The sequence below is a fragment of the Pseudomonas sp. KH_017 genome (assembly GCF_057840285.1).
The window spans coordinates 720,001-732,616 of sequence record NZ_CM174509.1; the positions used below are offsets into that span (position 1 = coordinate 720,001).

Annotated in this window: 4 protein-coding genes and 2 rRNA genes (1 of these 6 cut by a window edge); 5 read left to right on the forward strand and 1 reads right to left on the reverse strand. The window is 59.9% G+C overall.

Annotated features, from left to right (window positions below; genetic code table 11):
• The 5 genes from AC3IT6_RS03230 to recD all read left to right on the forward strand — a co-directional run.
• A 23S ribosomal RNA gene (locus AC3IT6_RS03230) occupies positions 1-1,981 on the forward strand; it begins 913 nt to the left of the window's first position.
• 158 nt (positions 1,982-2,139) lie between these two features.
• Positions 2,140-2,255: ribosomal RNA gene (gene rrf, locus AC3IT6_RS03235) — 5S ribosomal RNA — on the forward strand.
• Between the two features lie 154 nt (positions 2,256-2,409).
• Positions 2,410-5,859 (forward strand): exodeoxyribonuclease V subunit gamma, encoded by a 3,450-nt coding sequence (gene recC / locus AC3IT6_RS03240; RefSeq protein ID WP_489354271.1) that lies wholly within the window; start codon positions 2,410-2,412, stop codon positions 5,857-5,859.
• Positions 5,859-9,548 carry an exodeoxyribonuclease V subunit beta gene (recB, locus tag AC3IT6_RS03245; protein ID WP_489354272.1) on the forward strand — a complete coding sequence of 1,230 codons (3,690 nt, stop codon included), beginning with the start codon at positions 5,859-5,861 and terminating at the stop codon, positions 9,546-9,548. The genes recC and recB overlap by 1 nt, the downstream gene beginning before the upstream one ends.
• Positions 9,545-11,653 (forward strand): exodeoxyribonuclease V subunit alpha, encoded by a 2,109-nt coding sequence (recD, locus tag AC3IT6_RS03250; RefSeq protein ID WP_489354273.1) that lies wholly within the window; start codon positions 9,545-9,547, stop codon positions 11,651-11,653. Before recB ends, recD begins: the two co-directional genes overlap by 4 nt.
• A gap of 4 nt (positions 11,654-11,657) precedes the next feature.
• On the opposite strand, the gene AC3IT6_RS03255 is transcribed toward recD, so the two are convergent.
• Complete coding sequence (locus tag AC3IT6_RS03255; RefSeq protein ID WP_489354274.1) at positions 11,658-12,608, reverse strand: LysR family transcriptional regulator; 951 nt, start codon at positions 12,606-12,608, stop codon at positions 11,658-11,660.
• Between the last annotated feature and the right edge of the window lie 8 nt (positions 12,609-12,616).

Below are 12,616 nucleotides of genomic sequence, written 5' to 3' on the forward strand. Positions count from 1 at the left end.
ACAAGTGCCGAGCATGGGAGACACACGGCGGGTGCTAACGTCCGTCGTGAAAAGGGAAACAACCCAGACCGTCAGCTAAGGTCCCAAAGTTATGGTTAAGTGGGAAACGATGTGGGAAGGCTTAGACAGCTAGGAGGTTGGCTTAGAAGCAGCCACCCTTTAAAGAAAGCGTAATAGCTCACTAGTCGAGTCGGCCTGCGCGGAAGATGTAACGGGGCTCAAACCATACACCGAAGCTACGGGTATCACCTTCGGGTGATGCGGTAGAGGAGCGTTCTGTAAGCCTGTGAAGGTGAGTTGAGAAGCTTGCTGGAGGTATCAGAAGTGCGAATGCTGACATGAGTAACGACAATGGGTGTGAAAAACACCCACGCCGAAAGACCAAGGTTTCCTGCGCAACGTTAATCGACGCAGGGTTAGTCGGTCCCTAAGGCGAGGCTGAAAAGCGTAGTCGATGGAAAACAGGTTAATATTCCTGTACTTCTGGTTATTGCGATGGAGGGACGGAGAAGGCTAGGCCAGCTTGGCGTTGGTTGTCCAAGTTTAAGGTGGTAGGCTGGAATCTTAGGTAAATCCGGGATTCTAAGGCCGAGAGCTGATGACGAGTGTTCTTTTAGAACACGAAGTGGTTGATGCCATGCTTCCAAGAAAAGCTTCTAAGCTTCAGGTAACCAGGAACCGTACCCCAAACCGACACAGGTGGTTGGGTAGAGAATACCAAGGCGCTTGAGAGAACTCGGGTGAAGGAACTAGGCAAAATGGCACCGTAACTTCGGGAGAAGGTGCGCCGGTGAGGGTGAAGGACTTGCTCCGTAAGCCCACGCCGGTCGAAGATACCAGGCCGCTGCGACTGTTTATTAAAAACACAGCACTCTGCAAACACGAAAGTGGACGTATAGGGTGTGACGCCTGCCCGGTGCCGGAAGGTTAATTGATGGGGTTAGCTAACGCGAAGCTCTTGATCGAAGCCCCGGTAAACGGCGGCCGTAACTATAACGGTCCTAAGGTAGCGAAATTCCTTGTCGGGTAAGTTCCGACCTGCACGAATGGCGTAACGATGGCGGCGCTGTCTCCACCCGAGACTCAGTGAAATTGAAATCGCTGTGAAGATGCAGTGTATCCGCGGCTAGACGGAAAGACCCCGTGAACCTTTACTATAGCTTTGCACTGGACTTTGAATTTGCTTGTGTAGGATAGGTGGGAGGCTTTGAAGCGTGGACGCCAGTTCGCGTGGAGCCAACCTTGAAATACCACCCTGGCAACTTTGAGGTTCTAACTCAGGTCCGTTATCCGGATCGAGGACAGTGTATGGTGGGTAGTTTGACTGGGGCGGTCTCCTCCTAAAGAGTAACGGAGGAGTACGAAGGTGCGCTCAGACCGGTCGGAAATCGGTCGTAGAGTATAAAGGCAAAAGCGCGCTTGACTGCGAGACAGACACGTCGAGCAGGTACGAAAGTAGGTCTTAGTGATCCGGTGGTTCTGTATGGAAGGGCCATCGCTCAACGGATAAAAGGTACTCCGGGGATAACAGGCTGATACCGCCCAAGAGTTCATATCGACGGCGGTGTTTGGCACCTCGATGTCGGCTCATCACATCCTGGGGCTGAAGCCGGTCCCAAGGGTATGGCTGTTCGCCATTTAAAGTGGTACGCGAGCTGGGTTTAGAACGTCGTGAGACAGTTCGGTCCCTATCTGCCGTGGACGTTTGAGATTTGAGAGGGGCTGCTCCTAGTACGAGAGGACCGGAGTGGACGAACCTCTGGTGTTCCGGTTGTCACGCCAGTGGCATTGCCGGGTAGCTATGTTCGGAAAAGATAACCGCTGAAAGCATCTAAGCGGGAAACTTGCCTCAAGATGAGATCTCACTGGGACCTTGAGTCCCCTGAAGGGCCGTCGAAGACTACGACGTTGATAGGTTGGGTGTGTAAGCGCTGTGAGGCGTTGAGCTAACCAATACTAATTGCCCGTGAGGCTTGACCATATAACACCCAAGCAATTTGCTTACTTCGAAAGAAGCATCAGATTGCGGTGTGTGAAGACGAAAGAACCGAAAGTTCGAGATACTCACAAAACACCAAGCTATTACATACCCAATTTGCTGAAGCGCGGCCATCTGGTCACGACTCAGTACCCGAATTTCTTGACGACCATAGAGCGTTGGAACCACCTGATCCCATCCCGAACTCAGCAGTGAAACGATGCATCGCCGATGGTAGTGTGGGGTTTCCCCATGTGAGAGTAGGTCATCGTCAAGATTAAATTCCGAAACCCCAATTGCGAAAGCAGTTGGGGTTTTGTTTTTGTCCGCAGAAAAACTCATACAGCAATACCGGACAGGTTCACGCTGTCACCGTCTCCCGACAATGCTAAGGTTCGCCCCTGGCGTTTGTATTTTCCAAGGAAGCCTTTATGCCGGACGCGACGTCCCTCAGTGCTGGTTTTATGGTGGTTCACGGCAACCGCCTGGACGAGTTGCGCAGCCTGGTGGTCAGCTGGATGCGGCGCTACCCGCTGGCTCCCCTGGAGAATGAAATCGCGTTGGTGCAAAGCAATGGCATTGCCCAATGGCTGAAGCTGGCACTGGCGGAAGATTCTGAAGAAGACGACATGGGAGGCTGCGGCATCGCTGCCGCCATCGACGTGCAGTTGCCCGGCAGCTTCATGTGGCAGCTCTATCGCATGGTCCTGGGCCGCGACGAAATTCCGGTCAAGTCCCTGCTCGATAAAGCCCCGCTGACCTGGCGCCTGATGCGCCTGCTGCCGCAATTGATCAACCAGCCGCACTTCGAGCCGTTGCAGCGTTTCCTGACCCATGACACCGATCTGCGCAAACGCTATCAACTGGCTGAGCGTCTGGCGGATCTGTTCGACCAATACCAGGTGTACCGAGCCGACTGGCTCGAAGACTGGGTGGAAGGTCGCCATCAAACACGAAACGCCAGGGGCGAAGCCAAACCCCTGACCCCGGCCAATTGCTGGCAGGCAGAGTTATGGCGCGCACTCTTGCTGGATGTGGGAGAAGAAGGCATGGCGCAAAGCCGTGCCGGTGTCCATCAACGATTTGTCGAACGTATCAACCATCTCGAAGCCGCCCCCAAGGGATTACCCTCGCGAGTGATCGTTTTCGGGATTTCTTCCCTGCCTGCTCAAGCCCTGGAAGCACTGGCGGGGCTGGCACGATTCAGCCAGGTCCTGCTGTGTGTGCATAACCCGTGTCGTCACCATTGGGCGGACATCGTCGCCGATAAAGACCTGTTGCGGCATCAATACAAGCGTCAGGCTCGCAAGAGCGGCATGCCGGTAGTGATCGATCCGCAAACCCTGCATCAGCATGCTCACCCGCTGCTGGCCGCATGGGGCAAGCAGGGGCGGGACTACATCAACCTGCTCGACAGTTACGACGATCCCAACAGCTATCGTTCGGCATTCCGCGACGGGCGCATCGACCTGTTCAGTGACGGTCAGCCGCTGAATGTGCTCAACCAGTTGCAGGACGACATCCTCGAGTTGCGTCCCCTCAACGAGACTCGGGAGCGATGGCCCGCTATCGATCTTGAGCAGGACGAATCGATCCGTTTTCACATTGCCCACAGCGCCCAGCGAGAAGTCGAGATCCTCCACGATCAACTGCTCGCGCGCTTCAGCGCCGATCCGACACTGCGACCCCGGGACATCATCGTGATGGTTCCGGACATCGACAGCTACGCCCCGCATATTCGTGCCGTGTTTGGGCAGCTTGACCGCCAGGATCCTCGCTTCATTCCGTTTACTCTGGCTGACCAGGGCCAGCGTGGTCGTGATCCTTTGCTGATCGCTGTTGAGCACCTGCTCAAGCTGCCTGACAGCCGATTCCCCGTCAGTGAGATTCTCGATCTGCTGGACGTCCCCGCACTTCGCGCTCGTTTTGGCGTCGAGGAGCGTGACCTGCCGACCCTGCACCGCTGGATCGAAGGTGCCGGCATTCGCTGGGGCATGAATGCCGAGCAACGTGCCGGGCTCGGGCTGCCTGATGAACTTGAGCAAAACAGCTGGCGTTTCGGCTTGCGACGGATGTTGCTCGGTTATGCCGTTGGCAGCGCCGATGCTTATGAAGGTATCGAACCCTACGACGAGATCGGTGGCCTGGACGCTGCGCTCATCGGCCCGCTGGTTGCGTTGCTCGACGCGCTGGAAGTGGCTCACCACGAACTCTCTCAGCCTGCATCGCCGGGGCAATGGGGCTTGCGCTTGCAGGCCTTGGTGCAGTTGTTCTTCCTTGCTGGTAACGAACACGATGACTACTTGCTGGCCCAGCTCGAGGAGCTGCGTGAGACCTGGCTCGAGACCTGCGAATCCGTCGGGTTGCAGGATGAGTTGCCGTTGACCGTCGTCCGTGAAGCCTGGCTTGCAGGTCTGGATCAGGGCCGTTTGTCCCAACGCTTTCTGGCCGGTGCGGTCAACTTCTGCACCTTGATGCCCATGCGCGCCATCCCGTTCAAACTGGTGTGCCTGCTGGGCATGAATGACGGCGATTATCCGCGCGCGCAGCCGCCGCTGGATTTCGATCTGATGGGCAGTGATTACCGTCCGGGCGACCGCTCCCGGCGCGAAGACGACCGCTACCTGTTACTGGAAGCCTTGTTGTCGGCACGGGACCAGCTCTACATCAGTTGGGTGGGCCGCAGCATCCGCGATAACAGCGAGCGGCCTGCGTCGGTACTGATCGGCCAGTTGCGTGATCACTTGGCCAGCGGTTGGCGATTGTTGCAAGGCGACGAGGATCTGCTGGAGGCCATGACGCGGGAACACCCGTTGCAACCCTTCAGTGCTCGCTACTTTCACGACGGGGATGAATCGTTCAGCTACGCCAGCGAATGGCAGGTGCTTCATCAGGCGGCAGAGCAACAGGCAAGCGCCGAAGTGCTCGGGCCCCACGTTCAGGACGAACCACTGAGTCTCGGTCAGGTGCAGGATTTCCTGCGCAATCCGGTACGGCACTTTTTCAGCCAGCGACTGAAGGTCTTCTTCGAGGCGGCAGAAGTGCCGTTGGCCGATGAAGAGCCTTTTGTCCTGGATGCGTTGCAGCGTTACAGCCTCAGCGACCGTTTGCTCGAAGCGGCGCTGGCAGATCCGGGTAATTCCGGGCGGGCACTGGAGGATCAGGCGAAACGTTTGCAGAACAGCGGTCTGCTGCCCATGGCCGGATTCGGTGAGTGCCTGCAACGCGAGTTGATCGAGCCATTGCCTGACTTGCTGCAACGCCACCAACAGCTCCTGGCGTTGTGGCCAACACCGCTCAGCAGCGCGTTGCCGGTCAGTCTTGAACTGCAGGGCTTGCACATTGAGGGCTGGCTCAGCGGCCTGCATCAGCGTGCTGATGGTGGTTTGTTGTCTGTCACAACGATCCCCAACAGTATCGGCTCGATCAAGTCGCGCAAATGGCATCGACTGACACGCCCGTGGGTCAATCATCTGATGGCTTGTGCCAGTGGCATGACGTTGACCACCGCATTGGTGGCCAGCGACGACAGCCTGTTGCTCGGTCCGCTGGACCCGTCCACGGCGCGGACAATTCTCGGTGACCTGTTGATGGCCTGGCAGTCGGGTATGCGCCAGCCTCTGCCGATCGCGGTCAAGACAGCCTTCGCGTGGCTGGGGCAAATCGACCCGGTCAAAGCCGAGGCCGCTGCGCGCAAGGCCTATGAAGGTGATGGGCAGACAACGGATGGAGAGCGCCGCGAAAGCCCGGCACTGGCTCGCCAATTTGCCGATTACGATGCCTTGGTCGCCGATGAGACGTTCCCCCAGTGGTGTGACGCGCTTTATCGCCCGCTTCTTGAAGCACCCTGGCGTTCACTGTCCGGCGAGGAGTTGCGCTGATGAGCACGAAGACACCTCTGGCCCTGGCATTCCCGCTGCGTGGCAGTCAACTGATCGAAGCCAGCGCCGGGACCGGCAAGACGTTCACTATTTCCGCGTTGTACCTGCGTCTGGTGCTTGGCAATGGTGAGGAGGACAGTGGTTTCGGACGTGAGCTGCTGCCGCCGCAGATCCTCGTCGTGACCTTCACCGACGCCGCGACCAAAGAGCTGCGCGAACGCATTCGCACGCGGCTCGCCGAGGCCGCACGATATTTCCGCGATGAAACACCGCCCCCCGACAGTCTGATTGCCGAGTTGCGTGATCAGTACTTGCCCGAGCAATGGCCCGGCTGCGCAAACCGCCTGGATATCGCCGCCCAGTGGATGGACGAGGCGGCGGTGTCGACCATCCATAGTTGGTGCCAGCGCATGTTGCGCGAGCACGCATTCGACAGCGGCAGCCTGTTTACCCAGACCCTGGAAACCGACCACAGCGACTTGCTGGGGGAAGTCCTGCGCGATTACTGGCGGCTGTTCTGTTACCCGATGCAAGGTGACGCCTTGAATTGGGTGCGCAGCAATTGGGGCGGGCCGGCGGCGCTGCTGCCGCGGATTCGTGCACTGTTCGCCAGCGAGCGCGATACCCTTGAAGGGAAAGAACCCGCCGAAGTGATTTCGCAATGCTTGCAAGAGCGACGGGCGGCCCTGATCGAACTCAAGAAACCCTGGCTGCAGTGGGCGGACGAGCTGCTTGCGATCTGTCACCAGGGCGTTGCCGGCAAGGCTGTCGACGGTCGCAAGATGCAGGCACGCTATTTCGAGCCCTGGTTTGAAAAGATCAAAGCCTGGGCCGAGGACGAATCCCTCGAGCAACTGGATATCGGCACCGGTTTCACTCGCCTGACCCCGGATGGCATGGCCGAAGCCTGGAAGGGCGAAGCGCCTCGACATCCGGGGCTCGACGCGATGGCCGGCCTCAAGACCTGTCTCGATGGGTTGCCAACGCCTGATGCCGCCGTACTGCAACATGCGGCCCGCTGGGTCGGTGCGCGATTCGAGGAAGAGAAGCGCCGTCGCGCGGAAATGGGTTTCGACGACATGTTGTTGCGCCTTGATGCGGCCTTGCAGTCCGATGGCGGCGAACGACTGGCAACTCTGATTCGTGAACAGTTTCCGGTCGCCCTGATCGATGAGTTCCAGGACACCGACCCGGTGCAATACCGGATCTTCGAGAGCATCTACCGCATTGAAGAGAACAGCCCCGAGTGCGGTCTGTTCCTGATCGGCGACCCGAAACAGGCGATCTACGCTTTTCGCGGCGCCGACATCCATACCTACCTGCGCGCCCGCCAGGCCACCACCGGCCGCCTGCACACCCTGGGTACCAACTTTCGCTCAAGCCACGGCATGGTCAGCGCGGTGAACCATGTGTTCGAGCGCGCCGAAGCCCGGGGGTCAGGGCGCGGCGCTTTCCTCTTTCGGCAGAAGAATGGCGACAACCCGGTGCCGTTCACGCCGGTTGCCTCCCAGGGCCGCAAAGAAGTCTTGCGCATCAATGACCAGGCAATCCCGGCCTTGAACATCTGGCATTTGCCGGCCGAACAATCGTTGTCCGGTGCGGTGTACCGGCAACAACTGGCGGCTGCCTGCGCCAGTGAAATCACGGCATTGCTCAATGGCGGGCAGCAGGGGCAAGCGGGGTTCACCCAGGACGGAAAAGCCTTCAGGGGCTTGTTGCCGGCGGACATCGCCATCCTGGTGCGCGACGGCAAGGAAGCGCAGGCGGTTCGTGCGCAATTGGCCGCCCGTGGCGTGCGCAGTGTTTACCTGTCGGACAAGGACTCGGTGTTCGCCGCCCAGGAGGCGCATGACGTGCTGACCTGGCTCAAGGCCTGTGCCGAGCCGGATGTCGAGCGACCGCTGCGGGCTGCATTGGCCTGCATCACGTTGAACCTTTCGCTGACTGAGCTGGAGCGGCTGAATCAGGATGAGTTGGCCTGGGAATCCCGGGTCATGCAGTTCCGGGGCTATCGCGAAGTCTGGCGCAAGCAGGGCGTACTGCCGATGCTGCGACGCCTGCTGCACGACTTCCGCCTGCCCCAGGCGCTGATCGCCCGCAGTGACGGCGAGCGCGTCTTGACCAACCTTCTGCACCTTTTCGAACTGCTGCAACAAGCCGCCGCCGAACTCGATGGCGAGCAAGCCCTGATCCGGCATTTATCCGAGCATCTGGCGTTGTCCGGGCAGGCTGGCGAAGAGCAGATCCTGCGTCTGGAAAGTGATGAGCAATTGGTCAAGGTCGTGACCATTCACAAGTCCAAAGGCCTTGAATACCCGCTGGTGTTCCTGCCGTTCATTTGCTCGGCGAAACCGGTGGATGGCAGCCGCCTGCCGTTGCACTACCACGATGAATCAGGCAATGCCCAGGTCACGTTGAAGCCGACGACAGAATTGATTGCCCTGGCTGACGATGAGCGTCTGGCCGAGGATCTGCGCTTGCTCTATGTCGCCCTGACCCGGGCGCAACACGCCTGCTGGCTGGGGGTGGCCGACCTCAAGCGCGGCAACAACAATGGCTCGGTGCTGCATCTGTCGGCATTGGGTTATCTGCTGGGCGGCGGTGCGCCGTTGGCCGATTCCCCGGCGTTGCAGCTTTGGTTGCGGGATCTGCAACAGGACTGCCCGGCGCTGGCGTATGCCGAGATGCCTGAAGCGACTGCAGAGCATTACCGGCCACCGCAAAACGACGCGGCGCTGCTGGTTCCGCTGGTTCCGAAACGCAAGGCCAGTGAAAACTGGTGGATCGCTTCCTACAGCGCGTTGCGCATTGGCGACACCCTGAGTGTCGGCACCGACGAGGCGCCGGAGAGCCCGCAGGCGCAAAAACTGTTCGATGACGAACGCCTCGACCCACAGGCCCCCAGGGAAGTGGTAGCCGGCGGCGGCGATATCCATCGCTTCCCGCGCGGCCCGAACCCCGGCACCTTCCTCCATGGCTTGCTCGAATGGGCGGGAGGCGAGGGTTTTGCTGCGGCACCGCAAGAGGTGATCGACGCCATTGCCCGTCGCTGCAACCGTCGAGGCTGGGAGGGCTGGATCAGCACCTTGAGTGACTGGCTGCAGCATCTGCTCAAGTCTCCGCTGCAGCTGGGCGGCGGTCAGGCACCGGTGATATTCGGCCAGCTGACGCAGTATCAGGTCGAGATGGAGTTCTGGTTCGCCAGCCATAAGGTCGATGTGCTCAAGCTCGATGCGCTGGTGTGCCAATACACCCATAACGGCGTGGCCCGGGTGGCCGCGGAACCGGTGTTGCTCAATGGTATGTTCAAGGGTTTCATCGACCTGACGTTCGAACATGACGGCCGCTACTACGTTGCCGACTACAAATCCAACTGGCTCGGCGTCGATGATGCGGCCTACACCGCGCAGGCCATGGAGCAATCGATTCTCGACAACCGTTATGACCTGCAATACGTGTTGTACCTGTTGGCCCTGCACCGCCAGCTCAAGGCGCGGCTCGCCGATTACGACTACGACCGGCATGTCGGCGGTGCGTTGTACCTGTTTTTGCGGGGTACGCGTGCGGCCAGCCAGGGTGTGTTTTTCGCCCGCCCGCCAAGAGAGCTGATCGAGCGTCTGGACAGACTGTTCCAGGGCAAGCCAGAGCCCAAGGCCGAACCCGCCTGGGAACAGGGAGTACTGTTATGAATCGCACATTCGCCGATTTGCTGCCCACATCGCTGGCAGCCGAAAGCCTGGCCGAGCTGGCGCCGCTGAGTCGTGCCGACGACTTGCTGTTGTTGCTCACGCGTTGGGTCGAGCGTGGCTGGTTGCGCGCGCTGGACAAAGCCTTTGTGGCGTTTTTGCATGAACTGGCCCCGGAAGATGATCCGTTGGTGTTGCTGGCAGCCGCGCTGACCAGCCACCAATTGGGCCACGGGCATGTCTGCCTCGACCTGTTCGAGACGCTGAAAGAACCGGACTTCGCCCTGTCGTTACCACCCGAAGGTGACGTGCAAGGCGGCGCGATGCTGTTGCCCTCGCAATTACTGGGATCGCTGGACGGTGCTCACTGGTGCAAGGTGCTGGCCGCCAGCAACCTGGTCGCACTGGCCGCTGACAGTCGTGACAACGTGCGCGACCGGCCTTTGGTTTTATCGGGCAAACGCTTGTACCTGCGCCGCTATTGGGCCTACGAACGGCGGATCGACCTTTCGTTGCGCGAACGTTTGACGCAACACGAATCCACGCCGAGCGACTTGCTCCAGCGCCTCACCGGTTTGTTTGGTCCTGCCCGCTCCGGTGAGGTGATCGACTGGCAGAAGCTGGCCTGCGCCCTGGCGACACGCAGTGCCTTCAGCATCGTCACGGGGGGGCCGGGAACCGGCAAGACCACCACCGTCGTGCGCTTGCTGGCGTTGCTCCAGGCGCCGGCGGTCGAGGCTGGCATGCCCCTGCGCATTCGCCTCGCCGCACCGACCGGCAAGGCCGCTGCGCGTCTGACGGAATCCATCAGCCAGCAAGTCCGGACCTTGAAGGTCACCCAAGACATACGAGACAAGATCCCCTCCGACGTCACCACCGTTCACCGCCTGCTCGGCAGCCGACCCGGGACTCGTCATTTCCGCCATCACGCGGGCAATCGCCTGCCGCTGGATGTGCTGGTGGTGGATGAGGCCTCGATGATCGACCTGGAAATGATGGCCAACCTGCTCGACGCCTTGCCGGCCCATGCGCGCCTCGTGCTGTTGGGTGACAAGGATCAACTGGCTTCGGTAGAAGCCGGTGCGGTATTGGGGGATCTGTGTCGCGACGCGGAGGCTGGCTGGTACAGCCCGCAGACACGCCAGTGGCTGGAAGCCGTCAGTGGCGAAAACCTGCAGGCCAGCGGCTTGCAGGAGGACGCGCAGGGCACTCATCCATTGGCCCAACAGGTCGTGATGTTGCGCCATTCCCGGCGATTCGGTGAAGGCAGCGGCATTGGCCAACTGGCTCGCTGGGTCAACCAGCAGCAACCCGAAGAAGCCCGCAAGTTGTTGTCGGCGCGAAGCCATGACGATGTGTATTGCCTGGCCCTCAAGGGGGAGCAGGATCGGGCCCTGGAACGTTTGCTTCTCGACGGCCATGGTGAGGCCCCGCAGGGTTATCGACATTACCTGAGCGTGCTGCGCAATCAGCGTCCGCCACTGGACAGCCCGCTGGAAGATTCGTGCTGGATTGATTGGGCTCGACAAGTGCTGCAGGCCTTCGACGCGTTCCAGTTGTTATGTGCCGTGCGCAAGGGGCCGTGGGGTGTAGAGGGCTTGAACCAGCGGGTGACGGAGGCATTGCTCAGGGCACGCCTGATCGACAGCGACCAGCAGTGGTACGAAGGTCGCCCTGTCTTGATGACCCGCAACGATTACGGGCTGGGTTTGATGAACGGCGATATCGGTATTGCCCTCAAGCTCCCGGAACAGGAAGGCCACGGGACTGGGAAGCAGGTTCTGCGTGTGGCGTTCCCACGCAATGATGGCCAGGGTGGTGTGCGATTTGTCCTGCCCAGCCGTCTGAATGATGTCGAAACCGTCTACGCCATGACCGTGCATAAATCCCAAGGCTCGGAGTTCGCACATACCGCGTTGATTCTTCCCGATGCCTTGAATCCGGTACTCACCAAGGAACTGATCTACACCGGCATTACCCGGGCCAAGGACTGGTTCACCTTGATCGAGTCGCGTGCGGGCGTGTTTGAAGAGGCGGTGAAACGCCGGGTCAAACGCTTGAGCGGGCTGATGCTGGAGCTAAAGGAAGCCAGCGAGCCGATAGGCTGAAAGGTCAGTAATCGGCAAACAGCATCTCCCGGCTTTCCCCCATCAGCAGGCCCTGATTCTGCTCGGTGACCGCGCGGATGTAATCCCACAACAGGGTGATCCGCTTGAGCTTGCGCAGGTCTTCGCGGCAGTACATCCAGAATTGTCGGGTGATATTGATTTCCTGCGGCAACACCGGCAGCAGGCGCGGGTCCTGGGTGGCGAGGAAGCACGGCAGGATCGCCAGTGAGCGTCCTTGCTGCGCGGCCACGAACTGCGCGATCACGCTGGTGCTGCGCAGGTTGGCGCTGGCGCCGGGCAATACGTTGGCCAGGTACAACAGCTCCGAGCTGAACGCCAGGTCGTCGACGTAACTGATAAACGAATGTTTGGCCAAGTCTGCCGGGCGGCGGATTGGCGGGTGGTTGTCCAGATAGTCCTGGGTCGCGTACAGCTGCAATCGGTAGTCACACAGTTTGCAGCAGACGTATGGACCATGCTCCGGGCGCTCCAGGGCGATGACGATGTCGGCCTCGCGCTTGGACAGGCTGATGAAGTGCGGCAGCGGCAGGATATCCACCGAAATGGCCGGATAGGTGTCGACGAAGTGACTCAGCTGCGGCGTGATGAAAAAGCTGCCGAAGCCTTCGGTGCAGCCCATGCGCACATGACCGGACAGCGCCACGCCAGACCCGGAAACCTGCTCGCACGCCATGTGCAGGGTACTTTCGATCGACTCGGCATACCCCATCAACCGCTGGCCTTCGGCGGTCAGGACAAAGCCGTTGGTCCGGGATTTTTCGAACAGCAATGTGCCCAGCGCGGTTTCCAGGGAACTGATGCGTCGCGACACCGTGGTGTAGTCCACCGCCAGGCGCTTGGCCGCGGTGCTGGCCTTGCGGGTGCGGGCGACTTCAAGGAAAAACTTGAGGTCATCCCAGTTCAGCGAACCGAGGGAGGTGATGTTTTTTTGCATGTTGGACC